Here is a 25,056-nt window from a genome sequence, read left to right as displayed (position 1 = left end):
TGAAGCTCTCCGGGAAAACCCATGACCTCTGTCCGCCTCCGCCTGCTTATCCTCGCGCTCACACCGCTCATTGTGCTGATGCCGCTTCTGTTGGTTCTGGGCATGTCCCGCTGGACGGCGGATTATGACGAAGTCCTTATCGCGAATGTTGAAAGCGAGCTGAGGATCGCCAACCAGTATCTCGCGCGGTTGTTGGCTCAGACAGGGAATGAGTTGGACGCCGTCGCGGGGTCCGTCGAATTCGCCCGGCAGCTTGATAGCCCGGCGGCAGAGCAGGCGTCTCTCTTTGCCGAGATACAGGACCGGCTGGGTTTGGATTTTCTGCAATTCCTCCCTATTGAGGCCGCCATCGAAGACGGAGAGGATTGGCCGGTGATCGCCCGCGCCGCGCGGGGCCAGAGCGGCGCGGAGATCGACGTATTTAGGAACGCACGGCTGACAAGGTTGAACGACGCCCTCGCGATCCGCGCGCAGGTGCCGGTGATCGATACGCCCGCCGCCGTGCCCACGGACCGAAAGACCGAAGACCGCGGCATGGTGGTTCACGCCGCGAGCCCGGTTAACTTGGACGGCAGGCAAGGGGTCTTGGTCGGCGGGATGCTGTTGAACCGCAACCTCGACTTTATCGATACGATCAATGACCTCGTCTATCTCAACGCGGTGACCGGTGGTGACAGGCAGGGCACGGCGACGCTTTTCCTAGATGACCTGCGCATCTCGACCAATGTGCGCCTTTTCGAAGATGTGCGCGCCCTCGGCACGCGGGTCTCGGCAGAGGTGAGGGAGGCCGTGTTGATTGAGGGGCGCACTTGGCTCGACCGGGCCTTCGTGGTGAACGATTGGTACATCTCTGGCTACCAGCCGATCACGGATAGTTTCGGCGACCGGGTGGGAATGCTCTATGTCGGCTTCCTCGAAGCACCCTTTGCACAGGCGAAGCGGGAGGCGTTCTGGTGGATGCTAGTTGCTTTCTTTGCCGTGCTGGCGCTGTCGGCGCCGGTGTTCCTTTGGCTGGCGCGCGGTATCTTCTCGCCGCTTGAACGGATGACAAAAGTCATGCACCGCGTCGGCAAGGGGGAACTCTCGGCGCGGATCGGCGCGGTCCCTGCGCGGGATGAGATCGGGGCGGTGGCGCATCACCTCGATTGGTTGCTGGAGCAGGTGCAGGAACGCGACCGGCAGCTGCGCAGCTGGAATGATGCGTTGAACCAGCGGGTCGATCAGCGCACTGCTGAACTGCGCGAGGCGAACGAGAAGCTGGAGCAGACCTTTCGCCAATTGGTGATGAGCGAGAAGCTCGCTTCCATCGGGGAAATCACCGCGGGGGTGGCGCATGAAATCAACAACCCCGTCGCGGTCATCATGGGCAATGTCGATGTCATCCGGGAGACGCTTGGCGCGAATGCAGAACCGGTGGCCACGGAACTCGGCTTGATCGACCGGCAGCTGTCACGGATCGAGGTCATCGTCGGCAAATTGCTCAAGTTCGCCGCGCCATCCGAGTTTTCTGATTGTGAACATAATATTGCGCTGCGGCCCTTGGTGCAGGACTGTCTCGTGCTGGTCGATCACCTCATCAGCCGGGGCGGGATCGAGGTGCATTGCGATCTGGACGAGGTGCCGCCAGTGCGTGCGGACTCCGGAGAGATTCAGCAGGTCGTGGTGAACCTTGTGGTCAATGCGGTACAGGCGATGCAGGGGGCAGGGCGGTTGGCATTGTACCTTAGCCCTGAGAGCCGCGATGGCGTGGCCGGTGTGGCGTTGTCGGTGCATGACAGCGGACCGGGGGTGCCTGAGGCGTTGCTCGGCTCGCTTTTCGATCCCTTCTTTACCACCAAACCGGGGGAGGGGACGGGCTTGGGCCTGTCGATCTCTCAGACGCTGATCCAGCGGGCCGGGGGGATCATCACGGTCCGCAATCGGGAGGAAGGCGGTGCGGCCTTTACCGTTTGGTTGCCGCAAGCCCCCGAGGATGCGGCCCCCCCTGACTAGACCTGACGCGCAAGGGGGGGCAGGGGGCATCAGGCCGCCTTGCCGTCAAAGCCCTCAAGATAGGCCACGAGGATGTCGAGTGCGGCTTGCAGGTCGCCTTTCGACACCATCTCGGTCACCGTGTGGATGTAGCGGGTGCCGACCACGATCCCCACGGCCCGCGCGCCAGCGGCGGCTTGCTGCGCCGCAGCGCCGTCTTGTCCCCCTGCGGCAAGCATGGTGCGTTGGAAGGGGATGTCGCGGGCTTCGGCCAGCTTTTCGATGTCGCGCACGAGGTCCACATCGGCGATGAAGCTGCTGTCGCGGACGTGCAGGCCAAAGCCTTTGCCGAGCCGCGTGGTCGAGAGGTGCTCAGGCACGCCGGGCGTGTCACAGGCCAGCGTCGTGTCGATGCCAAGGCCGATGTCGGGCTGTACCTTATAGGCCGCCGTGCGCGCGCCGCGCAGGCCGACTTCTTCCTGACAGGTGAAGGCCACATGAATCTCCGCGCCACGCCCCTTTTCGGCCAGCTTGCGGATCGCCTCGATCCCCAGCCAGCAGGCCACGCGGTTGTCGAGCGCTTTGGAGACGAACTGCTCACCCATCTCAAGGAATGGCTCGTCCATAACCACGAAGTCACCAACCTTGACGATCTCCTTCGCCTTCTCGCCCAGCCCGAGGTCGACGAAGAATTCCGAGACTTCGGGGATCTTCTTACGGTCTTCGGGGGAGGAAATGTGAATGGGCTTGCCGCCGGGGTTCATCACGCCCTTCAGATCGCCCTGATCGGTGCAGACCAGCACCCGGCGCGAGAAGAGGTTGCGCGGATCGAAACCGCCGACGGGCTGGAGGTAGAGGAACCCGTCTTTCGACACATGGCTGACCAGAAAGCCGATCTCGTCCATATGGCAGAGCAGCATGATCTTGGGCGCTTTGCCATCGCCCGCCGTCGCATCCCGGCGGCAGAGGAGGGAGCCCATCGCGTCGGTCTCTACATTGTCGAACAGCCCTTCGATCTCACGGGTGATCAGATCGCGCACGCGGTGTTCGCGCCCCGGAACGCCGGGGGTTTCGCAAAGGTCTTTGAGTAGGTCGATGTTCATGCTGGCCTCATCCTTGGTGATTTGGCCGCACTATCGCGCCGCGCCTGCCGAAGTGCAAACAGGCGCGGCGCGATGAGGCTGAGAGGGCAGGGGGCTACATCTGACCCGGCAGGAACAGCACGAGCGCGGGGAAGACGAGCAGCAGGATCAGCCGCAGGATATCGACCAGCCAGAACGGGGTGACGCCGCGAAAGATCGTGCCGGTGGAAACATCGCCGACCACGCCCTTGAGGACGAAGACATTGAGGCCCACAGGCGGGGTGATCAGGCTGATCTCGGTCACGACGACGACGATAATGCCGAACCAGACCGGATCGAAGCCAAGGCTCGTGACCAGCGGGAAGAAGATCGGCACCGTCAGCAGCAGCATCGACATGCTTTCGAAAATGCAGCCGAGCGCGATGTAGATCAGGAGGATCAGCCCCATCACCACCCAAGGCCCGAGGTCGAGCGCGGTCACGGAGGCCAGCAGCCCTTCGGGCAGCCCCGCGAGGTTCACGAAGTTGGAGAAGATCCACGCCCCGATCAACACCGAGAAGAGCGAGGCCGAGGTGAGCGTCGTCTCCTCCAGCACTTCACGCAGGCCGCGCCAGCTGAGCCCGCCGCGCGCCCAAGCGATGAGGAAGGCCCCCGCCGCCCCCATGCCCGCGGCCTCGGTCGGGGAGAAGGCGAGGTGGATCGGCCAGAAGTCCAAGACCCCATAGAGCCCGCCGATGACCAGCGCAAAAAGCGCCAGCACCGACCAGACGTGATTGAGCGCACGCAGCCGCTCCCCCCATGTGGCACGGGGGCCAGCGGGGCCGGCCTCGGGGTTCATGGCGACGGAAAAGCGCACCGCGCAGAGGTAGAGAAAGATGCCAAGCGCGCCCGGTACGATGCCCGCGATGAACAGCGCGCCGATCGAGGTCTCGGTCAGCAAGCCGTAGATCACGAGGATGACCGACGGCGGGATCAGGATGCCGAGCGTGCCCCCGGCGGCGATGGAGGCGGTCGAGAGGCTGTCGGAATAGCCGTATTTGCGCATCTCCGGCATGGCGACCTTGGACATCGTGGCGGCGGTGGCAAGCGATGAGCCGCAGATCGCCGCGAAGCCTCCGCAAGCGACGATGGTGGCCATCGCCAGACCGCCCCGGAAGTGGCCCAAAAAGGCGTTGGAGACTTGGTAAAGCTCGCGGCTGATCCCGCCTTTGTTGACGAAAAGCCCCATGAGGATGAAGAGCGGGATCACCGACAGCCCGTAGTCTTGGCTGGTGTCGATGATCAGCCGCGACACCATGGAGATCGATGCGCGGTAGCTGGTCTCATAGACCAGCCCGATCATCCCGACGAGGCCCATGGCAAAGGCAATCGGCAAGCGCAGCAAGACGAGGACGAAAACGGCGGCAAAGCCGATGGCAGAGGCGATCATGTGGCAGGGTCCAGAAGTTGCGGCGCAAAGAGGCGCAGAAGCCCGCGCAGGATCAGCACGACAGCGGTGAGATAGGTCATCACCGCGATGAACATGCCGATGTAGAAGGTCGGGATTTCAAGATATTCGGTCACGTCGCCATAGCTCAGCGCGCGGTAGGCGAGGTCGACGACCCGCCCTGCCGGAAACCACAACATCACCCCGCAGCCCAGTGTCACTAGCCCGTCGCGCCAGCGTTGCAGCCCCCAGTTTTCAAAGGGGCGGTCCAAAAGATCGGCGGCGATATGCCCCTCGCGGCCCGAGAGGACCGGCAGAGCAGAGAAAACGATCAGCGCGATGCCGATGCGGATCAGCTCCGTCGCGGCTTCGATGGGCGCGTTGAAGACCGACCGCATGATGACATCGGCAAAGGTCAGCACCATCAGCGCGAAGAGCGCGAGAGAGGCCATCGTCATCGGCAGGGCCGAGAGGGCGGTGGTTAGGCGGATTAAAGAGCGCATGGCGGTTCCCTGGCTGGGGGCCGACCGCGTTTGCGCCCGGCCCCTTTGGCGGTGGGGGTTATTGGCTGGCCTTCGCCATTTCCTCACGCATCATCTCATAGGCGGCTTGCCCATCGACACCGGCCTCGTCGAGCTCTGCGATCACCTTGTCGCGCACTTTGGCGGCCATCTCGGCAAAGCGGGCTTGATCCTCTTCCGAGGCGGTGACGATCTTGTTATCGCCCGCGGCCTCGGTCGCCTCACGCGCGTCGACGTCGCTCTGGTCCCAAACCGCACCCATCATGCGGCTCGCCGTCTCGCCAAAGACTTCGCTGTCGAGCTTTTGCTGCACGTCTTCGGGCAGGCTGTCGAAGGTCTCTTGGCTCATGATGACCGAGAAGGAACCGCGGTAGAACCCGCCGGGCATTTCATAGACGTTCTTGGCCACTTCGTTGAGCTTGAAGCTGATCCGCTCGCCCATGTTCATGGCCACCGCATCGGCGGCCCCGGAATCGAGTGTTTCGTAAACCTTGGGCGCGGGCACCTGAATGCCGACGAGGCCAAGCTCCGCCCCCACATCCGCCGAGACACCACCGCCGAGGCGGGTTTTCAGCCCCTGCAGATCGTCGAGGGTGTTGACCTCTTTGTTGGAGTGGATTTGCCCCGGGCCGTGGGTTGTGAGCGCGATCACCTTCACGCCGCGGTGCTCGTCCAATTCAGACAGCATCGCCTCATGCACGCGCCAATGGGCAACCGATGCGGCCTCGGCGTTGCCTTCGTAGCCGGGGATTTCCACCAGTTTCGTGCCGACGAAACGACCGGGCGTGTAGCCGTGGAACAGAATGGCGATATCGGCGGCACCGTCCAGCAGCAGGTCCATCTGCGCGGGCGGCGGGGCGAGGCCGTTTTTCAGCTCGGTCTCGATCAGCCCATCGCTGGCCTCGGCCATCATGTCGGTCAATTGGGTGAACATGCCGGTGTTGACCGGGTGGCTTGGCGGCAGCCATGTGGAAATGGTCAGCGTCTCGGCGGCGAAAGCGCCGGTCGCGGTGCAGAGCGCAAGCGCACTCGTCGTGAGAAACTTGGTGAATTTGGTCATTTTGGGCTCCTCCCCATACCGTTCGATATGCCTTGGCAGGGTTCTCCCAAACCCGTATCGCCAAGTATATGCTTTTTCATGTATTCACATTTACAGCACGATTGGAACCATTTTTTGCGCCCGGGGCAAGGGCGGTGATCAGCCGCGAAGATCGCCCGTGTCATCCAAAGCGGCGAGCAGCGATTTCAGCGCGGGCTTCAACTGGGCCCCCTCATTGCCCTTCAGCATCTCCATCAAGGCCGCCTCATGGCGGCGCGCTTGCGGCACCAGTTCGGCGGCCAGCGCGCGGCCCGCGTCGGTCAGATACACCCGCACGCGGCGGCCATCGGCAGGGTCGCTGCGGCGAAGCAGCAGGCCGCGTTCCTCCATCTGGGCGATGATCCGCGTAAGGCGGGATTGTTCGGCCAGCGCCCGGCGCGCGAGCTGCGTGATCATCGCGCCATCAGTGTCCGACAGGCAGGCCAACACGCGCCATTCCGGCACCCGCAGCCCCGCTTTGCGCACCTGCGCGTGGAACTGCGCGCTTGCCACATCGCTGGCCGCCGCCAAGAGATACAGCAGGTAATCCGAGACGAATCCCCCCTCCTGACCCGTCTCCTTTTGGGCGGTTGCGTCGGTCTTTTGCTGCGTCACACCAGTTAACCCTTTGATGGAAAGAGGGCTCCTTGCGCCTCGGCCTCCCTAAATGGCGGGCAAATTCGCGCTTGGCAAGAAAACCCTTGACTGAAACTATATGAAAAATCATATTGTTTGGCAGGGGAGGACATCACATGTCGAAGATCAACGCCATCGTGCGCAGGGTCACAGCGCTGACCGATCGCATCAGCGAATTCGAGATTGCAGCCGCCGACGGCAGCCCGTTGCCGCATTGGGACGCCGGGGCGCATGTGCTTTTCGATCTGCCCGATGGCGACAGCCGCGCCTATTCCCTGATAACCTTCGATCCGATCCCCAAGGCCCCCGAAAGCTACCGCATCGCCGTTCAGCGTGAGCCCGAGGGCAAGGGCGGCTCGACCCATATGCACGGGCTGAAACCGGGGGCAGAGATCACCTGCGCCGCGCCGAAGAACGATTTCCCCCTGTCCCCGGACGCGCCCGCCGTGCTGCTGGCGGGGGGGATTGGCATCACGCCGATGATCTCGATGGCGGCGACGCTCAAGGCCGCGGCGCAGGACTTCACCTTTCACTATACGGCCCGCAGCGCGCCCGTCATGGCCTACCGCGATGCCCTGCGCGACAATTTCGGCGATGCGCTGCATCTGCATTGCGATGATGACGCCACGGCGCTGGACCTCGGCGCGGTGATCGACAGCCTTGGGGCCCAAGCGCATCTCTATGTCTGCGGCCCCAAAGGATTGATCGACGCGGCCAAGGCAAAGGCCGAAGCCGCGGGCGTCGCCGCCGAGCGCATCCATTTCGAACTCTTCGACGCGCCGCAGGAGCAAGAGGGCGACAGCGCCTTTGAGGTTGAGGTTGCCTCAAGCGGGGAGGTTTTCACCATTCCCCCCGGCCAGTCGATCATCGACGTGCTGGAGTCGGGCGGTGTCGATGTCATGTACGACTGCCAGCGCGGCGACTGCGGCATCTGCCAATGCGATGTGCTCAGCGGCACCCCCGATCACCGCGACGTGGTCCTGTCCGAGGCCGAGCGCGCGGCGGGCAATGTCATGCAAATCTGCGTCAGCCGCGCGAAATCTCCGCGCCTTGTGCTCGACATCTGAGGGAGGAACTCATGGGACGTTACGACAGCCCGGCGGCCTTGGCCGCCCTCGTGCAGCCACATCAGGTGCACCGCGATATCTACACCGACCCAGAGGTGTTCCAGCAGGAGATGAAGCATCTCTTCGCCAATGCTTGGGTCTTTGTCGGCCATGAAAGCCAGACCCCGAATAAGGGCGATTATTTCAGCACCCATATCGGCACCCAGCCCGTCATTCAGGTGCGCCATTCGACGGGCGACATCCATGTCCTGCTGAACCGCTGCCCCCACAAAGGCACCAAGATCGTGATAGACCGGCAAGGCAACACCGGCAAATTCTTCCGCTGTCCCTATCACGCATGGAGCTTCAAGACCGATGGCTGCCTCTTGGCGATCCCGCTCAAGAAGGGCTACCAGAACACCGGGCTGGAAGAGACCGACAGCGGCAAGGGGATGCGCAGCGTCGGCGATGTGAAAAACTACCGCGGCTTCATCTTTGCCCGTTTGGCCGAAGAGGGCATGAGCTTCGAAGAGTTCTTTGGCGAAAGCCTGTCCTCGCTCGATAATATGGTTGACCGCTCCCCCGCCGGACGGCTCGAAGTGGTCGGCCCGCCGCTGCGCTACATGCATCATTGCAACTGGAAGATGCTGGTCGAAAACCAGACCGACACCTGCCACCCGATGGTGGCGCATGAAAGCTCCGCCGGGACGGCGGTGAAGCTCTACGAAGAACTGGGCCTGCCTGAGGACGCACCCAAACCCCCCGCGATGGAGATCATCGCCCCCTTCATGTCGCCTTACGATTTCTTCGAAGGCATGGGCATCCGCACATGGCCCAACGGGCATGGGCACACCGGCGTAAACCACTCTATCCACTCGGATTATTCCGCCATCCCCGGCTATTTTGAGGCGCTCTGCGACAGCTACGGAGAGGAGAAGGCCAAGGCGATCCTTGATGAGAACCGCCACAACACGGTCTATTTCCCCAACATCATGATCAAGGGTCCGATCCAGCAATTGCGGGTTTTCATCCCCATCGCCGCCGACCGGACCGTGGTGGAAAGCTACATCTACCGCCTTGTCGACGCACCCGGTGAGCTGACCGCCCGCACCGCGATGTACAACCGCATGATCAACGCGCCCACCTCCATCGTCGGCCATGACGATCTGGAGATGTACGAGCGCGCGCAGGAAGGGCTGATGGTCGACGGGCTGGAATGGGTGAACATCCAACGGCTGATCGAAGAAGACGAAGACTTCGAGGTCGAAGCGGTCGAGAACGGCACCACAGAGCGGCAGATGCGCAACCAATTCCACGCATGGGTCAAGTTCATGACCATGGGCCAAAAGACGGAGGCGGCGGAATGAGTGTGACGCGCGAAAGCCTGATCGACTTCATCTATGACGAAGTGCGCATGCTGGACGAGGGGCGCTATACCGAATGGCTCGACCTCTGGCTGCCGGACGGGCACTATTGGATGCCGTTGGACTATCAGCAAAAAGACCCGATCAACGAGACCTCGTTGATGTATGAGGATATGTTCATGCTCAAGCTGCGCGTCGAACGTCTGAACGGCGCGCGCACCTTCAGCCAGAAACCCAAAAGCCGCTGCCACCATGTGATCCAGCGCCCTTTCGTGGATGAAATGGATACGGACGCCGGCCGCTTTATCACGACCACCTTCATGCACTACGTCGAGACGCGGCTGGATGAGCAGCAATTGCTCGCCGTCACCGCGCGGCATGAGTTGGCGCTGGTCGAGGGGCGGCTCCGCATTGCCAACAAACGGGTCGATATCGTGAATTGCGACGCGGCCTTCCGCAATATCCAGTTGCTGCCATGATCGGGGCAGAGACTGAGACGGTCTTCGCGGCGTTTGACGACACCGCCGCGCGGCACCCCGAACGGGGTTTCCTGAATGTCCTGCCGGAAACGGCGGACATCTACGGCATCGCGGCGGGGGAGGTGAGTTATGCCGAAGCCGCGCGCGAGGTTGCCGCCCTGCGCAAGCGCATTTCGGCGGCGGGCTATCTGCCCGGGCAGCGCGTGATGCTGCTGATGGAGAACCGCCCGGCCTTCTTCCTCTGGTGGCTGGCGCTGAACGGTCTGGGCCTGTCGGTCGTGCCGGTGAACCCCGATCTGCGTGCGGCGGAGCTGAGCTATATGATCGACCATGCCGAGCCGGTCTTGGCCGTGGCGATACCCGCGCGGGGTGAGGACCTGCGCGCGGCGGCGCGGCGAGCGGGCCGCGACATGCCGGTGATCGCGCCGGAGGAACCCCTGCCCGCACCCGCAACGCTTGAGACCATCGCGGCACGGCATGGCGGGGCGGAGGAGGCCGAGGCCGCATTGCTCTACACCTCTGGCACCACGGGCCAGCCCAAGGGCTGCATCCTGACCAATACCTACTTTCTGGACGCCGGGCGGTGGTACGCCGACACCGGCGGGCTTTGCGCCCTCTCGCAAGACGGCGAGCGCATGATCACGCCCCTGCCGATCTTCCACATGAACGCGATGGCCTATTCCTTCATGGCGATGATCGCCGTGGGCGGCTGCCTGACCGCGCTTGACCGCTTCCACCCCCGCAGTTGGTGGTCCTCGGTCCGCGCCTCGGGGGCGACCTGTCTGCACTACCTCGGCGTGATGCCGTCGATGCTCATGGGGGCCGAGGCAAGCGAAGCTGACCGCGACCATGCCGTTCGCTTTGGCTTCGGCGCGGGGGTGGACCCGAAACTGCACGCCGCCTTCGAGGCGCGTTTCGGTTTTCCATTGGTCGAGGCTTGGGCCATGACCGAAACCGGCGCGGGGGCGGTGATCTGCGCCAACCGCGAACCGCGCCGCGTGGGCGAAAGCTGCCTCGGCGCGCCCGAAGGGGGGCTGGAGGTCCGGCTGCGCGACGATGCCGGGCAAGAGGCCGATCAAGGCGAATTGCTGGTGCGCCGCGCCGGTGCCGAACCCCGGCGCGGGTTCTTTGCGGGCTACTTCAAAAATGCCGAAGCCACGGATGAGGCTTGGGCGGGCGGTTGGTTCCACACCGGCGACATCGTGCGCCGCGCGCCGGATGGTGCGATGTATTTCGTCGACCGCAAGAAAAACGTGATCCGCCGCTCGGGCGAGAACATCGCGGCGGTCGAGGTGGAATCGACCCTGATGCGCCACCCTGCCGTGGCCAGCGCCGCAGTGACCGCCGTGCCTGACGCGGTGCGCGGGGATGAGGTTTTCGCCTGTATCGTGCCGCAGGACGCCGGTGCTGACCCTGCCGTCTTGGCCCGTGAAATCACCGAATGGTGCCTGACCCAACTTGCCTATTACAAAGCCCCCGGCTTTATCGCTTTTGTCGAGGCGCTGCCGCTGACGGCGACGCAGAAACTCCAACGCGGGGTGCTGAAAACGCTGGCCGCCGATCTGCTGGACGATCCCGCCACGCAAGACCTGCGCGGGATGAAGAAACGGACGGCGGCATGAGGCGCAGGGGCTATGGCGGCGTCGCGCTCGCGGCGCCCACCTCGGTGCCCTATGCCCGCTACAGCAATGAGACCGCCCATTGGTGGATCGCCCGCGCGCTGCGCGCGATGCTGGGCAAGGCTGGGATCGCGCCGGGCGAACTGGACGGGTTCTCGGTCTCCAGCTTCTCGCTCGCGCCGGACACGCCGGTCGGGCTGACCCAGCATTTGGGGCTCAGCCCGCGTTGGCTCGATACCGTGCCGACGGGCGGGGCCAGCGGGGTCATCGCGCTGCGCCGCGCGGCGCGGGCGGTGCAGGCGGGCGATGTCGACGTGGTGGCCTGCGTGGCGGGGGACGCGAACCGGATCGACAGCTTTCGCAGCCTGCTCAGCGGCTTTTCGCGCTTTTCGATGGATGCGACCTTTCCCTATGGTTTCGGCGGCCCGAACGCGAGTTTCGCCCTGCTGATGGACCGCTACATGCAGGAATTCGGCGCCACGCGAGAGGACTTTGGCCAAATCGCCGTGGCCCAACGCGCTAATGCGCTGCACTATCCCGATGCGCTGATGAAGACCCCACTCACTCTCGACCAATACCTCGATGCGCGGATGATCTCGGACCCCATCGCGCTTTTCGACTGCGTCATGCCCTGCGCCGGGGCCGAGGCGTTTTTGGTCATGCGCGAGGACGAGGCCCTGCGCCGCGACCTGCCCTTCGCGCGGATCAGCGGCACCATCGAGCGGCACAACGCCTACCCCGAAGACCCGATGCAACTGCGCGGCGGCTGGGGCGTGGATATCGGTGAGCTCTACGAGATGGCGGGCCATGGGCCGGAGGGGGTCGATCTGCTGCAAACCTATGACGACTACCCGGTGATCTCGATGATGCAGTTCGAAGACCTCGGGTTCTGCGCCAAGGGGGAGGGGGCCGCCTTTACCCGGCGGCGAGATCTGACGATCCACGGCGATTTCCCCCACAACACCTCGGGCGGGCAATTGTCGGTCGGTCAAGCCGGGGCCGCAGGCGGCTATCTGGGGCTCGTGGAAGCGATCCGGCAGGTGACCGGGCAGGCCGAGGGCACGCAGGTTGCCAACGCCCGGCGGGCCTTGGTCTCGGGCTTTGGTATGATCAACTATGACCGGGGCGTCTGCTCTGCCGCGGCGATCATCGAAGGGGGCGCGCCATGACCGATCCATTGACGCCGCCCCGAAAGAAGAACCCGCAAAAGCGCAGTAGGGTGCCGACGCTGCCGCCCGCGCAGCGGTCGCGCGCGGCCCTCGGCCTTGCCATCGCCGCCGGGCGCGGTGTCTTTGCGCTTCAGCACTGCGCCGATTGTGGGGCGGTGCAATACCCGCCCCGCGATGCCTGCTGCAAATGCCTGTCCGTCGCGCTGGACTGGCGCGAGACGGACCGCGCGGGCGAAGTCTTGGCCGAAACCACGATCCGCGTCTCGCCCGACCCGTATTTTCGTGAGCGGCTGCCGTGGCGCATCGGCACGGTGCAACTGGCCGCGGGGCCGGTGGCGGTGTGCCATCTGCACGGCGAAGTCGGGCGCGGTGATGCGGTGCGGCTGGCGTTGAAACTGGACCGGGCCGGGCAGGGGGTCATGGTGGCCCTGCCGCGAGAGGGAAGCGAATTGATGCAAGACGATCCAATGCTGCGCGAAATGTCGAGCGATCCGAAACATCGGCGGGTGTTGATCACCGATGCCCGCTCGCCCTTGGCCCTGTCGCTGGCCCAAGCGCTCCTGAGCGCAGGTGCGGCGGAGATATTCCTGGGGGAGCCGGAACATTGGCGCCGATGGGAAGGCCGCGCGGCCTTCGAGGGAATGGAGAAGGTCAGCCTCATGCCGCTCGATGTCACCGATGGGGCCTCGGTCTCGCGCCTCGCCGCAGAGATCGGTGGAAAGGTCGACATCCTGATCAACACCGCCCAATTCATCCGCCCCGGCGGGGTGCTGGGCAGTGACACGGTCTTTGCCCGCGAGGGGATGGAGACCAATGTGCTGGGCCTGATGCGCTTGGCGCAGGGCTTTGGCCCCGCGATGGCCTCGCGCACGGCGGATGGGGTCAATGCCGCGGTGGCTTGGGTCAATCTCCTGTCGGTCGGGGCCTTGGCGCCCGAGGCTGGGTTCGGCGGCTTCGATGCCTCGCAAGCGGCGGCGCGGTCGCTCAGCCAGACGATGCGGGCGGAGTTTGCCGGATCGGGACTGCGGGTGATGAATGTCTACACCGGCCCCGTCGATGACGAATGGCACCAACCTCTGCCGCCGCCCAAAGTCGCCCCCCGCGCGTTAGCGCGGACAGTGGTGCGCGGGTTGGTCGACGGGTTGGAAGAGGTCGCCTGCGGTGACGTGGCCAAAGACGCGCTGGCCCGCTGGCTGGACGATCCGGCCTTGATGGAACGCGAAACGCGGGGGGGCGGCGCATGAGCGATGCAATCACGACACTGGCCGAAGCACTGGCAAGCGGTGCGGCAAAGGTCGTCGATCTGACCCATAGGCTCGACCCGGACTTCCCGGTCATCGTCCTGCCGCCAGAGTTCGGCCAATGTGCGCGGTTCCGGATGGAGGAGGTCTCGGCCTATGATCACCGCGGCCCGGCGTGGAAGTGGCATAACCTCACGCTAAACGAACACACCGGCACCCATTTCGACGCGCCCATTCACTGGGTCTCGGGCAAGGACGTGGCCCATGGCGCGGTGGATGAAATCCCGCCCGAAGCCTTCATCGGCCCGGTCGTGGTGATCGACTGCTCGGCGGGGGCGGCGCAGAACGACGACTTTGAGCTGACGCCCGAGATCATCCGCGATTGGGAGGCCCAGCACGGGACGATCCCCGCCGCCGCTTGGGTGCTGATGCGCACCGATTGGTCGAAACGCAGCGGCGCGGATTACCTCAACATGCGCGAGGATGGCGCCCATTCGCCCGGCCCGACGCCCGCCGCCATCGAACTGCTGCTAGAGCGCGGCATTCGCGGCTTTGGCACGGAAACGGTCGGCACCGACGCGGGGCAGGGGATGCATTACGACCCGCCTTTCCCGGCGCATTACCTGCTGCATGGGGCGGGCAAATACGGGCTGCAATGCCTGTGCAACCTCGACCAACTGCCGCCCACGGGGGCCATGCTGATCGCCCCGCCGCTCAAGATCAAAGGCGGCACCGGCAGCCCCTTGCGGGTGCTGGCGCTGATACCGGGAGAGAGAGTATGACCGAATACACCGCCGTCATCACCGGGGGTAGCAAGGGCATCGGCGCCGATCTTGCGCAGCGGTTGCTGGGGCGAGGCTATCGCGTGATCTCGATCGCGCGGGGCAAGCCGGAATGGGAGGCGGAAGGCTGCGAGCATATCGAAGCCGACCTGCTCGACCCCGCCTCCGTCGCCGCCGTTGCTACGGATATCGCCGCGCGCCATGAGGTGACCCATCTGGTGCATAACGCGGGGCTGATCTGGCCCAATCTGGTTGAGGAGGCCAAGCCCGAAGACATCACCGGCCTTGCGCAACTGCACCTCGGCTCGGCGCTGACGTTACTGCAAGCCTTTCTACCCGCCATGAAAGAACGCGGCTTTGGCCGGGTGATGTTCAACGCCTCTCGCGCCGCCTTGGGCGCGCCGACGCGAACGGCCTATTCAGCCTCGAAAGCGGGGATGATCGGCATGGCGCGCACTTGGGCGCTCGAGCTTGCGCCGCATGGCATCACCGTCAATGTCGTGGCCCCCGGCCCGGTGCAGACGGATAACTTCTGGGGCATCATCCCGAAAGAAAGCGAACGCGAAGCCGCGCTGGCCAAACGCATCCCCGTGGGGCGGTTGGGGCAGGTGGAGGACGTGACCAACGCCTTCCTCTTCTTTTGCGATCCGGCCAGTAGTTTCGTCACCGGCCAGACGCTTTTCGTCTGCGGCGGGTCGAGCATCGGGACGCTGACGCTCTGACCCCTCGGGCTTAGCCCTTGCGGAAATGCTGTACCAATTCAGGGACATAGGCATCGCCCGCGCCCTTTTCGACGACTTTGGAAAGGGCGCGATAGACCCCGTCGGCAATCTCGACCTGCGCGCCCGCTTGGGCGGACATCTGGCGGTAATAGTCGAAATCCTTCAGCGCGTTGCTGATCGCGAAGGGCAGCGCCTCGCGGTCGCCGCTGGTGATGAAGGGCGAGAGCCGATCCAGCGCGACACTGGCACCGCCGCCACTGGCCAAGACATCTACGAAACTCTGCGGATCGATCCCCGCATCCGCCGATTGCGCGGCGGCTTCGGCAAGCAGGGACATGAACCCGACCGAGACGTAGTTGTGCAGCAGCTTCAACCGGTGGCCCGCGCTGACCTCGCCCACATGTTTGACCTCCTCGGTGAAGGCGGCGAGCACCGGAGAGACCTTTTCGACCGTGGCCGCGTCACCGCCGACGAGCAGGTTCAACTTCCCCTCATGGGCAAACTGCGCGGTGCGGGTCATCGGCGCATCGACGAAATCGCCCCCCGCCGCTTTGACCGCCTCGGCCATCTTCAGCGTCGACGCGGGCAGGGAGGTTGAGCAATCGACGACCACAGCACCCGGTTTCAGCCCCGCGATGACGCCGCCCTCTCCGGTCAGGATCCCTTCGACCTGCGGCGAGCCGGTAACGCAGAGGATGATCACATCGGAGGCGGCGGCAAGATCGCTCAGACTGTCGAAGGCCGTAGCCCCCAGCCCGTCCAACTCATCGGTCGGCTGGTTGCCGGGGTGGTCGAAATAGCCAAGCGCAAATCCCCCGCGCCGCATTACATTGCGGGCAATTCCGTGGCCCATCAGGCCGACACCGATCATACCGATTTTCATGGATTTTCCTTCGCTTGCCACCGCCACCCCTGCGCGCGGTTCCCTTGGGGAAAGGTCTAGCGATCCACCCAGCACGGTGCAACGCGGCAGGGCCGGATTTTCTTGCCCAAACAGGGCTTTGTATATTTGAAACCGACAATTCGATTGATAGGAATGGCGCATCAATGGAATGAGGCTGAAATGACTTTGACCCGCGACCCCCACCAGATTGCCGAAACGCTTTACCATGGGCAGTTTTGCCCGATGTTCATCGATGGTCAGGACGTGCCCGCCTACTCCGGCACGGTGATCGAGGTGACCGATCCCGCCTCCGGCCGCAAGCTGGCGGAAGTGCCGCGCGGCGGGGCGCGGGATGTCGATCTGGCCGTGGATGCCGCACGCCGCGCCTTCGAAGGCGTCTGGTCCACCTTCACGCCCTACGACCGGCAGGAGGTGCTGTTGCGCATCGCCGATGTGATGGAGCGGGATTGGGAGAAGCTCTGTGTCTCCGACACCGCCGACATGGGGCTGCCGCTGGCGCGGACGCTCGGGAACAAGCGGCGGGTGATCGGGATGCTGCGCTTCTACGCAGGTCAGGCCGTGGCGCTGCATGGTGACGTGATCGAGAACTCGATCTCGCAGTCGATGCTGTCTTTCACCACCCGAGAGCCGGTCGGCGTGGTGGGCGCGATCATCCCTTGGAACGCCCCGACCGCCGCCTCGATCTGGAAGATCGCCCCGGCGCTGGCCACCGGCTGCACCGTGGTTCTGAAACCCTCCGAAGATGCGCCGCTGACGCCCTTGATGATCGCGCGGCTGATGCAGGAGGCGGGCGTGCCCGACGGCGTGGTCAATGTGGTCACCGGCACGGGGCGCGAGGCCGGGGCGCGGCTGGCCGAGCATCCGGACGTGAACAAGGTGGTTTTCACCGGCTCCACCGCCACCGGCAAGACCATCGCGCGGGCCGGGGTGGAGAACCTCAAGCGGATCACGCTGGAGCTTGGGGGCAAGTCGCCGCTGATCATCTGCAAAGATGCCGATCTCGACAAGGCGGTGCCGGTGGCGGCGATGGCGGTCTATGCCCACTCGGGGCAGATCTGCATCGCGGGCTCGCGGCTTTTCGTGGCGCGGGAGATTCAGGATGAGTTTATCGAGAAGCTCACCGCCTTCGCGCGCGGGCTGAAGATCGGGCATGGCCTCGACGAAGGCACCGATCTGGGGCCGCTGATCAACGCCGTGCAGACCGAGAAGGTCGAGGGTTATATCGCCAAGGGAAAGGCCGAGGGCGCGCGGCTGGTCACCGGCGGCGGTCGGCCCGAGGGGCAGGGCTATGCTGGTGGCAACTTCCTCGAACCGGTGATCTTTGCCGGTGTGAAGGACGAGATGACCATCGCGCAGGAGGAGATCTTCGGCCCCGTGATCTCGGTCTTGCCCTTCGACACGATGGAGCAAGTCGTGACCCGCGCCAATGCCACGCCCTATGGGCTGGCGGCGGGGATCTTCACCCGCGATCTCGGGGTGGCGCATCGGACGGTGAAGAAGCTGAAGGCCGGATCGGTCTGGGTGAACATGTACCACGCGATCGACCCGGCGGTGCCCTTTGGCGGGCTGAAGATGTCGGGCTACGGAAAGGAAGGCGGCGTGGAGCACCTGCAGGCGTATCTGGATACCAAGGCGGTTTGGATTCAGACGGAGTGATTGAACGCTGAGGGCAGCGCCGGCCCGCGGGGTGGTGCTGCCCGGCTTTTAGCCGGGCGGAACCTAGTTAGAAGCCGCTGATGCTCGGTAGCCACGTGCTCAAAGCAGGCACGAAGGTCAGCAACATTAACACCAAGAAATTCGCCAAAAAGAACGGCGGCATCTCGCGGATCAGCGCGGCGGGCTTCAGGTTCACCGCCGAGGAGACAACGAAGATCAGGCTCCCCACCGGCGGCGTCGTCAGCCCCAGCGTCAGATTCACGATCACCACGATGGCGAAATGATCCGGCGCGATGCCGAGCGCGTGGCTGATCGGCGCGAGGATCGGGACGAGGATCATCACCCCCGGCAGCGGATCCATGAACAGACCAAAAAGCAGCAACAGCACGTTCACCGCCAAGAGGAACAGGATCGGCGAAAGCTCCCACGCGATGATCGTCTCGGCCAGAAACTGCGGCACGCCCTCGATCACCAAGACCCATGCGAAAGCCCGCGCGGCCCCAAGGATCAGCAACACCGCGGATGAGATCAGTGCCGCGCGAAGAATCAGCCCCGGCAGATCGCGCAGGCGCAGGGCGCGGTAGACGAAGAACCCGCAAAACAGCGCATAGAACACCGCGATCACGGAGGCTTCGGTCGGGGTGAAAATACCGCCCCGGATGCCGCCGACGATCAGCACGATCAGCCCAAGCGCGGGCAACGCCATCAGGCTGTTGCGCCACATCTGCGCCCGCTCGGGCCGGGCCTCATCGCTGCGGTAATCGCGTTTCCAACTGACCCAACCGTTGGCCGCAAGGCTCCCTCCGGCGAGCAGCAGCCCCGGGATGACACCCGCCATGAACAGCGACCCGACCGAGACTTCCTGATCCTGCAAGGCATAGATGATCATCACGATCGAGGGCGGGATGATCGGCCCCACCACGGCGGAAGAGATCGTCAGCGCCCCGGCGTAGGAGCGGTCATAGCCGCCCTTCTCCATCATGCGGATCATCATTGCGCCGGGGCCCGCGGCATCGGCCAGCGCCGAGCCGGAGATGCCTGCGAACATGGTCGAGGAGATCACATTGGCATAGCCCAGCCCCCCGCGCAGATGGCCCACGAATTGCGCCGCGAAACGCAAAAGCGTGTGGGTGATTGCCCCGCCGGTCATGATCTCGGCGGCGAGGATGAAGAAGGGCACGGCCAGCAGCGGGAAACTGTCGAGGCCCGAGAACATCTCCTTCACCACCACGATCTGTGGGTAGGAACTGCCCAGACCGATGGCGGCAAAGACGGAAATGGCCATGGCAAAGGCGACGGGCAGTCCTAGCACCATGAGCACGAAAAGCGAGATGAAGAGGATCTCAGCCATTGGCGGCTCCCGGCATGTTTTCGGTCTGACCTTCGGGCTGGTGATAACGGCCCGCCATGATGAAGGGCCGCGCGATCAGCAACAGATGTACGATCAGCAGTGTGAAGCCGACTGGCATGGCGGCATAGACATAGCGGAACGACAGGCGCATCGCGGGGGTCATCTGATACTGTGCGCGCTGCATATAGTCCCAGCCGACTTTGACCATGAAGGCAAAGAAGAACAGCAAAATCAGAACGATCACCCCGCGCAGGATGCGCTGCGTCCGGGTGTTCATCACATCATGCAGATTGGTGATGGCCACATGACCGCCTTGTCGCAACGCCAGCCCGGCGCCTAGAAAGGCCATCCAGATCATCAGGTAACGGGCGGATTCATCGGACCACGACAACGAATGGTTGGTGCTGAACCGCAGGGCGACATTGGCCCCCACGACCAAGACCATTCCCGTCAAACAGGCGATCACCACGGCGGCGTTCACCTTGACGAATAGCTGTTCCAATCTGCGCATGGTTTCCCTCCCGTGCAAAACGGCCGGAAGCACTGCTCCCGGCCGTCCGTCTTTACGTCGCGGCGCTTACTCGGTCGCGGCGATCTGGTCGATCAGCTCTTTGCCGTAGGTCTCGTAGTAACCCTGATAAGCGCTTTCAATGGAGGCGCGGAAAGCGGCCTTCTGCTCTTCGCTCAGTTCGTTCACTTCCATGCCGCGCTCTTTCAGCGTCTCGACGCCGCTTTGCTCCACGTCATCGACGAAGGCGCGCATGGCGGAGACGGCCTCGGTCGCGCCCTTCTCAAAGGCGGCTTTGTCCTCATCCGACAGACCTTCCCAGAAGGGTTTGGAGACCAACAGCATGGCGGGCGAATAGACGTGACCCGAGAGGGTTAGGTACTTCTGCACCTCGTCGAGCTTGACGGAGACGATCACCGACAGCGGGTTTTCCTGCCCGTCGATGGTGCCCTGTTGCAGCGAGCTGATCACCTCGGGCCAAGCCATCGGGGTGGGGGCGGCGCCAGCGGCGTTGAAGGCTTCGAGGTGGACCGGGTTTTCCATGGTGCGCAGCTTCATGCCCGCGATGTCTTCGGGGGTCTCAATGGCGTTGCGGTTGTTGGTGATGTGGCGGAAACCCTGTTCGCCCCAAGCCAAGGCCACCATGCCCGCGCCGTCGAACTCGGCCAAGATGTCCTGACCGATCGGCCCGTCAAGCACGCGGCGCGCGTGGTCGAGGCTGCGGAACAGGAAGGGGATGTCGGTCACGCCGGTGGCGGGAACGAAGTTGCTCAGCGTGCCGGTGGAGACGATGGTCGCCTCGACGGTGCCCAGTTGCAGGCCTTCGACGACCTCGCGCTCACCACCCAGACCGGAGGAGGGGAAATGGCGGAAGCTGAACTTGCCGTCGGTCTCGGCCTCGACGACCTCTTGCCACTTCTGCGCCGCGACGCCGTAGTGGCTGTCGGGGGCGAGAGCGTAGCCGATCTTGACTTCGGTCTCGGCGCTCAGGGCTCCTCCGGTGAGCGCGGCCAAAGTGGCGAAAATTGCCGTGGGCTTGATGATTTTGAACATTTTGTATCCTCCAGCGATCTTATTAACAAGGTCACGAAAACTGCTAGCGGCGGATGTTCAGAATGGCAATGGGGGTGGGGCGCTTTGTGGACAATGAATCCACAGCAAAGCGCCGCTAAATTTCCGTGACGATATGATCGGGCGCGATGCCCGAGCCTTGGATGGCCGCAGCAACCTCCAACCCCAAGAGGGAGCCGTGGCCGGTGACCAGCGCCGTGGCGAAACCCGCCTGCGCCCCGCCGAGGATGTCGGTGTGCAGCGTGTCGCCGACCATCAGCACGCGCGACGGATCAACGGGCTTTGCCCGAGCGAGGGCCAGATCGAAGATGTCGGGGAAGGGCTTGCCACAAAAATGCACCGCCACACCGGTCGTGTCGATTAGACGATGCGCGAACCAGCCGGGTTCGAGCGAAAGACCATCCTCCCGCGGGGCGACGAGATCGGGGTTGCCGACGAAGACGGGCCGGGGCTGGCGTTTCAGACTGGCCTCCAACAGGGCCTGCCGCGCCTCTGTCCACCCATCCGCCCCGACGAGGAGGAAACCTTCGGCCCGGTCATAGACAGCCGGATCATCCGCCAGAACGGTCGCGCCGAGGCGGGCGATCTCTCCCATGTCCTTATCGGGGTTCAGCATCACGCCCCAGCGGCGCGCGGGTTCTGTCGCGACGCGGTGCAGCAGCGCCTCGCGGCTGGTGACCACCTCGTCGGCTGCGAAATCAAAGCCAAGCCGCGCGTAGCGGTCCATCATATGCGCCTTGGGATAGGCGGCGGAGTTGCTGACGACCATGACCGATTTGCCCATCTCGCGCAGAGCGGCAATGGTCTGCGCTGCCCCCTTGATCGCGGTTTCGCCGACGTTCAGCACGCCGTAGGCGTCGAACAGGATCAACTCATAGGGCGCGACGATATCGAGGAAACGGGCGGCTTCCGTCCCATGGCCGAGCTTGTCGCAGTCGGGCAGGCGGGGGCGCAGGCGCTGGTATTCGGCCAGCGCCTGCGCGGGGTCTATGGCGACACTCACAGGATGCGGCGGCGCAGGAAGGCCGAGATCACCTCACCGATGATCACCAACACGATGATCGCGATGAGGATCGTGGCGACCTCGGGCCAGTTGAAGGTGTCGATGGCACCTTGCAGGATGATCCCGATGCCGCCCGCGCCGACGAGGCCCAGAACGGTGGATTCACGCAGGTTGATGTCCCACCGCAGGATCGACACGGCCCAGAAGGTCGGCATGACCTGCGGCACGATGGCATAGGCGATGACCTTGAAACGCGAGGCGCCGGTGGCCTCTAGCGCCTCCACGGGGCGGCGGTCGATCTCCTCAATCGCCTCCCCCAGAAGCTTGCCGATGAAGCCGATGGAGCGGAACATAATCGCGAGGATCCCCGCCACTACGCCGGGGCCGAAGATTGCCACGAAGAGAAGCGCCCAGATGATCGTGTTCACCGACCGCGAAGTCACGAGGATCAGCCGCCCGAGCCAGAGCGTGGCCCGGTTGGGCGTGGTGTTCTGCGCCGCGATATAGGCCACCGGCAGCGAGAGCAGCACCGCGAAGGTGGTGGCGAAAGTGGCGATGTTCACCGTGTCCCAAAGCACCTTGAGGATCGTGTCGAGGTTGCTGGGGTCGGGCGGATACATGCGGCCAAAAAGGTCGCCGATCTGCTCGGGCGCGCCCCAGACCCAGGCCCAGATGACCTCGATCGAAGTCAGGGCCCAAGCGATGGCGAGGGCGCAGCCCAGAAGCACGCCGTAGCGCGTGAGGCGTTGGCGCAGGGTGAAACGGGTCCAGTCGTCGCGGCCGAATTTCTCTGCAAGGGTCGTCATTGGATACGCTTTCTGATCACGCCGCTGACGGCTTCGGAGACAAGGATGACACCGACGATGACCATGGTGATCGCCAGCGCGAAGTCATAGTCGTAGCGGCCAAAGGCATTGGCGAGCGTCGCCCCGATGCCGCCCGCGCCCACGATGCCGACCACCGCCGAGGCGCGCAGGTTGCTGTCGAGCTGGTAGATCGTGAGGCCGATCTGGCGCGGCATGATCTGGGGAAAGATCGCGTAGATCAGGGTCGAGAAATAGGGCGCACCGGCGGCGCGCATGGCTTCGACCTGACCGAAGTCGATCTCCTCGATCCGTTCGGCCAGCATCTTGGCGACGAAGCCGATGGAATAGACGATCAGCGTCAGCACGCCCGCGAAGGGGCCGAAGCCCACGGCCTTGACGAAGAGGATCGCCACGATGACCGGGTGAAAGCTGCGCGCCACGATGATGATGGCGCGGCCAAGGTAGAAGATCGGCTTCGGCGCCACGTTGCGCGCGGACATAAAGGCGATGGGGATCGACAAAAGCACCCCGCCCGCGGTGGCGAGGATGGCGATCTTGAGGCTCTCGAGGAAGCCGTCGATCAACAGGCCCGAGCGTTCGAAACTGGGCGGGAAGGCCCCGCCAAAAATGCGCCCGGCACGGCCCAGCCCTTCGGCCACGCGGTTCCAGTCAATCGGCATGGTCAGCCCGACCCAGCCGAAATAGGCCACCGCGCCCAAGATCACCGCCCACCGCAGCACCGGGTTGGCGATGAAGGGTGGTTTTTTCCAGGTATCTCGCGGCGCGCTCATGCCGCGGCCCCATCTTTGGCGCGGTCCGCATGGGGGCTGCCGGCGTAGATCTGATCCATCGCCGCTTGGTCGAGCTTTGCGGGCTCGTCGTCGAAAATGATCCGGCCATAGCGCATGCCGACGATACGGTCGGTGTATTCCTTGGCCTCGGTCACGTTGTGGATGTTGATCAGCACCGGAAGTTTTAGCTCACCGGCGAGGTCGCGCAGCAGGCCCATGATCTGCTCTGAGGTCTTGGGGTCGAGCGAGGCGGTGGGCTCATCCGCCAGCAGAATGTCGGGGTCCTGCATCAAGGCGCGGACCACACCGACACGCTGGCGTTCGCCGCCCGACAGCTGGTCGGCGCGGGTGTTGGCATATTGCGCGATGCCGACGCGCTCCATCAGCTCATAGGCGCGGCGGATGTCGGCCTTGGCATAGCGGCGGGTCACGGCGGACCATGTCGAGATGTAGCCCAAGCGACCGGACTGGACGTTCTCCATCACCGTGAGGCGGTCGACAAGGTTAAAGCCCTGAAACACCATGCCGATCTTGCGCCGCGCGGCGCGCAGGTTTTTGCCGCGCAGGTTGGTCAGTTCGGTGCCGTTGAGCATGATCGACCCCGAGGTCGGCTCCACCAGTCGGTTGATGCAGCGCAGCAGCGTCGATTTGCCCGCGCCGGAGGAACCGATGATCGAAACGACGCTTTCGCCCTCGATCGTCAAATCGAGGTTCTTCAGCACCGGATCACCGCTGCCATAGCGTTTCACGAGGTCGGAAATTTTCAGCATTTAATGTACCTTAAACGTGGGGCCGACCGCAAAGCCGGCCCCCGGTGTTGAACGATTATTCAGCCGCGAGGCCCTGCGGCGTGTACTCGACGCCGTTCGCCTTCTGGATCTGACGGATCACCGCCCACTGGTCCTTGTAGGTGATCGGGACGAACTTGCTCACCCCCGCGAATTCCTCACCCAGTGCGGTGCCTTCGAAGTCGAAGGAGAAGAAGGCTTCCTTGATCTTTTCCTTCAGCTCGGGCGCGAGGTCATGCGCGACGCCGTAGGAGGTTGTCGGGAAAGGATCGCTTTCCCAGACGATGCGCACGTCCTCGGGGTCGTAAAGACCGCGCTCGGCCATGCGGTCGACCACTTCGGAGGCCACCGGGGCCGCGTCATAGTCGCCCGCGACGACGCCCAGCATGGACTGGTCGTGGCTGCCCGAATAGGTCACTTCGTAGTCTTCGTCCGGCACGACGCCCAGATCGGGGAAGAGCGCGCGCGGCGCTTGGTTCCCGGAGTTGGAGGTGGGCGAGGTATGCGCGATGCGCTTGCCGGCCAGATCCTTCATCTCTTTGATGTCGCTGTCGGCCTGTGTGTAGACCTGCAGCTTGTAGCCGAACTGGCCGTCCTCGGCGCCCATGATGGCAAAGGGCTCGACGCCCGCGAGGTTCACCGCAAACGGCGTCGGACCGGTGGAGAAACCGGCGATATGCAGGCGGCCCGAGCGCATCGCCTCAACCTCGGCGGAGTTCGACTGCACGGCGAAGAACTGCACGTCCTTGCCGGTCACGTCTTCAAGATGCTCGATGAAGGGGGTCCAGATGTCTTCGTAGATCGCGGGGTCTTCGACGGGGGTATAGGCGAAAACCAGCGTCGAGGGGGCTTTCAACATATCAGGATCGGTCGGCGCATCGGCGACCAGATCGCCATCGGCGTCGCAGAACATCTTGTCCAAGGCGCCGCGCTCGCAATTCTCTTGCGCGAAGGCAAGGCTGCCCGTCAGTGTGAAGGCCGCGGTGAGACCTGCGGCGAATAGGTATCTATGAGACATTGTGTTCTCCTCCCTGAGAATCCG

Annotated in this window: 24 protein-coding genes; 10 read left to right on the top strand and 14 right to left on the bottom strand. The window is 64.1% G+C overall.

All coding sequences use genetic code 11. The annotated features are described in order from the left end of the window. Positions 1–21: 21 nt before the first annotated feature. Positions 22–1,992, top strand: a complete 1,971-nt coding sequence (locus ACGYK2_RS13145) for a cache domain-containing protein (RefSeq protein ID WP_271690276.1) — start codon at positions 22–24, stop codon at positions 1,990–1,992. A gap of 29 nt (positions 1,993–2,021) precedes the next feature. Here ACGYK2_RS13145 and ACGYK2_RS13140 read toward each other — a convergent pair whose 3' ends face one another. From ACGYK2_RS13140 to ACGYK2_RS13120, 5 genes are all read right to left on the bottom strand, one after another. After that, positions 2,022–3,074 (bottom strand): M42 family metallopeptidase, encoded by a 1,053-nt coding sequence (locus ACGYK2_RS13140; protein WP_271690275.1) that lies wholly within the window; start codon positions 3,072–3,074, stop codon positions 2,022–2,024. Positions 3,075–3,168: 94 nt separating this feature from the next. Beyond that, on the bottom strand, positions 3,169–4,482 hold the full coding sequence (locus ACGYK2_RS13135; protein ID WP_271690274.1) for a TRAP transporter large permease: 1,314 nt from the start codon (positions 4,480–4,482) through the stop codon (positions 3,169–3,171). Next, positions 4,479–4,982 carry a TRAP transporter small permease gene (locus ACGYK2_RS13130; RefSeq protein ID WP_067266537.1) on the bottom strand — a complete coding sequence of 168 codons (504 nt, stop codon included), beginning with the start codon at positions 4,980–4,982 and terminating at the stop codon, positions 4,479–4,481. Before ACGYK2_RS13130 ends, ACGYK2_RS13135 begins: the two co-directional genes overlap by 4 nt. A 58-nt stretch (positions 4,983–5,040) precedes the next feature. Continuing rightward, the gene (locus ACGYK2_RS13125; protein WP_271690273.1) at positions 5,041–6,060 is read right to left on the bottom strand and encodes a TRAP transporter substrate-binding protein; all 1,020 of its coding nucleotides are present in this window, start codon (positions 6,058–6,060) and stop codon (positions 5,041–5,043) included. A 138-nt stretch (positions 6,061–6,198) separates the two neighbouring features. Then, positions 6,199–6,693, bottom strand: coding sequence for a MarR family winged helix-turn-helix transcriptional regulator (locus ACGYK2_RS13120; RefSeq protein ID WP_067266533.1), 495 nt, complete (start codon positions 6,691–6,693; stop codon positions 6,199–6,201). A 137-nt stretch (positions 6,694–6,830) separates the two neighbouring features. On the opposite strand from ACGYK2_RS13120, the gene ACGYK2_RS13115 reads away from it, so the two are divergent. Genes ACGYK2_RS13115 through ACGYK2_RS13080 form a run of 8 tightly spaced genes read left to right on the top strand, consistent with a single transcriptional unit; the run spans position 6,831 to position 15,136 of the window. Then, a complete protein-coding gene (locus tag ACGYK2_RS13115) occupies positions 6,831–7,781 on the top strand; it encodes a PDR/VanB family oxidoreductase (RefSeq protein WP_271690272.1) in 951 nt (316 codons plus the stop codon). A gap of 11 nt (positions 7,782–7,792) precedes the next feature. Then, a complete protein-coding gene (locus tag ACGYK2_RS13110; protein ID WP_271690271.1) occupies positions 7,793–9,127 on the top strand; it encodes an aromatic ring-hydroxylating dioxygenase subunit alpha in 1,335 nt (444 codons plus the stop codon). Next, positions 9,124–9,603 carry an aromatic-ring-hydroxylating dioxygenase subunit beta gene (locus ACGYK2_RS13105; RefSeq protein WP_271690270.1) on the top strand — a complete coding sequence of 160 codons (480 nt, stop codon included), beginning with the start codon at positions 9,124–9,126 and terminating at the stop codon, positions 9,601–9,603. Before ACGYK2_RS13110 ends, ACGYK2_RS13105 begins: the two co-directional genes overlap by 4 nt. After that, entirely contained in the window at positions 9,600–11,225 is a 1,626-nt protein-coding gene (locus ACGYK2_RS13100) for an AMP-binding protein (RefSeq protein WP_271690269.1), read from the top strand. The genes ACGYK2_RS13105 and ACGYK2_RS13100 overlap by 4 nt, the downstream gene beginning before the upstream one ends. Then, positions 11,222–12,391, top strand: a complete 1,170-nt coding sequence (locus ACGYK2_RS13095; protein ID WP_271690268.1) for a thiolase family protein — start codon at positions 11,222–11,224, stop codon at positions 12,389–12,391. Before ACGYK2_RS13100 ends, ACGYK2_RS13095 begins: the two co-directional genes overlap by 4 nt. Further along, positions 12,388–13,635, top strand: a complete 1,248-nt coding sequence (locus tag ACGYK2_RS13090) for an SDR family NAD(P)-dependent oxidoreductase (RefSeq protein WP_394374308.1) — start codon at positions 12,388–12,390, stop codon at positions 13,633–13,635. Before ACGYK2_RS13095 ends, ACGYK2_RS13090 begins: the two co-directional genes overlap by 4 nt. Continuing rightward, positions 13,632–14,414 carry a cyclase family protein gene (locus tag ACGYK2_RS13085; protein WP_271690266.1) on the top strand — a complete coding sequence of 261 codons (783 nt, stop codon included), beginning with the start codon at positions 13,632–13,634 and terminating at the stop codon, positions 14,412–14,414. Before ACGYK2_RS13090 ends, ACGYK2_RS13085 begins: the two co-directional genes overlap by 4 nt. Continuing rightward, a complete protein-coding gene (locus ACGYK2_RS13080) occupies positions 14,411–15,136 on the top strand; it encodes an SDR family NAD(P)-dependent oxidoreductase (RefSeq protein WP_271690265.1) in 726 nt (241 codons plus the stop codon). The genes ACGYK2_RS13085 and ACGYK2_RS13080 overlap by 4 nt, the downstream gene beginning before the upstream one ends. 10 nt (positions 15,137–15,146) lie before the next feature. Here the strand turns inward: ACGYK2_RS13080 and ACGYK2_RS13075 are convergent, their stop codons facing one another. Next, on the bottom strand, positions 15,147–16,019 hold the full coding sequence (locus ACGYK2_RS13075; protein WP_271690264.1) for an NAD(P)-dependent oxidoreductase: 873 nt from the start codon (positions 16,017–16,019) through the stop codon (positions 15,147–15,149). Positions 16,020–16,199: 180 nt separating this feature from the next. On the opposite strand from ACGYK2_RS13075, the gene ACGYK2_RS13070 reads away from it, so the two are divergent. Then, positions 16,200–17,696: an aldehyde dehydrogenase gene (locus tag ACGYK2_RS13070; protein ID WP_271690263.1), complete on the top strand. Its 1,497-nt coding sequence runs from the start codon at positions 16,200–16,202 to the stop codon at positions 17,694–17,696. A gap of 67 nt (positions 17,697–17,763) precedes the next feature. Here the strand turns inward: ACGYK2_RS13070 and ACGYK2_RS13065 are convergent, their stop codons facing one another. The 8 genes from ACGYK2_RS13065 to phnD all read right to left on the bottom strand — a co-directional run bounded on the left by ACGYK2_RS13065 (position 17,764) and on the right by phnD (position 25,032). After that, positions 17,764–19,047, bottom strand: a complete 1,284-nt coding sequence (locus tag ACGYK2_RS13065; RefSeq protein ID WP_271690262.1) for a TRAP transporter large permease — start codon at positions 19,045–19,047, stop codon at positions 17,764–17,766. Then, positions 19,040–19,558, bottom strand: coding sequence for a TRAP transporter small permease (locus tag ACGYK2_RS13060; RefSeq protein WP_271690261.1), 519 nt, complete (start codon positions 19,556–19,558; stop codon positions 19,040–19,042). Before ACGYK2_RS13060 ends, ACGYK2_RS13065 begins: the two co-directional genes overlap by 8 nt. A 66-nt stretch (positions 19,559–19,624) precedes the next feature. Then, the gene (locus ACGYK2_RS13055; protein ID WP_271690260.1) at positions 19,625–20,608 is read right to left on the bottom strand and encodes a TRAP transporter substrate-binding protein; all 984 of its coding nucleotides are present in this window, start codon (positions 20,606–20,608) and stop codon (positions 19,625–19,627) included. A 115-nt stretch (positions 20,609–20,723) separates the two neighbouring features. After that, complete coding sequence (locus ACGYK2_RS13050) at positions 20,724–21,629, bottom strand: HAD-IIA family hydrolase (protein WP_271690259.1); 906 nt, start codon at positions 21,627–21,629, stop codon at positions 20,724–20,726. Then, on the bottom strand, positions 21,626–22,435 hold the full coding sequence (gene phnE / locus ACGYK2_RS13045) for a phosphonate ABC transporter, permease protein PhnE (protein ID WP_271690258.1): 810 nt from the start codon (positions 22,433–22,435) through the stop codon (positions 21,626–21,628). The genes ACGYK2_RS13050 and phnE (ACGYK2_RS13045) overlap by 4 nt, the downstream gene beginning before the upstream one ends. Further along, entirely contained in the window at positions 22,432–23,226 is a 795-nt protein-coding gene (gene phnE / locus ACGYK2_RS13040) for a phosphonate ABC transporter, permease protein PhnE (protein WP_271690257.1), read from the bottom strand. Before phnE (ACGYK2_RS13040) ends, phnE (ACGYK2_RS13045) begins: the two co-directional genes overlap by 4 nt. Continuing rightward, positions 23,223–23,996: a phosphonate ABC transporter ATP-binding protein gene (phnC, locus tag ACGYK2_RS13035; protein ID WP_271690256.1), complete on the bottom strand. Its 774-nt coding sequence runs from the start codon at positions 23,994–23,996 to the stop codon at positions 23,223–23,225. The genes phnE (ACGYK2_RS13040) and phnC overlap by 4 nt, the downstream gene beginning before the upstream one ends. A gap of 55 nt (positions 23,997–24,051) precedes the next feature. After that, entirely contained in the window at positions 24,052–25,032 is a 981-nt protein-coding gene (phnD, locus tag ACGYK2_RS13030; protein WP_271690255.1) for a phosphate/phosphite/phosphonate ABC transporter substrate-binding protein, read from the bottom strand. Positions 25,033–25,056: the final 24 nt, after the last annotated feature.

It is taken from the genome of Sulfitobacter sp. 1A10359 (assembly GCF_043558145.1).
Taxonomy (GTDB): Bacteria; Pseudomonadota; Alphaproteobacteria; order Rhodobacterales; family Rhodobacteraceae; genus Sulfitobacter; species Sulfitobacter faviae.
Note: the sequence above shows the minus strand (reverse complement) of the source record. Positions and strands in the feature narration are given on the sequence as shown.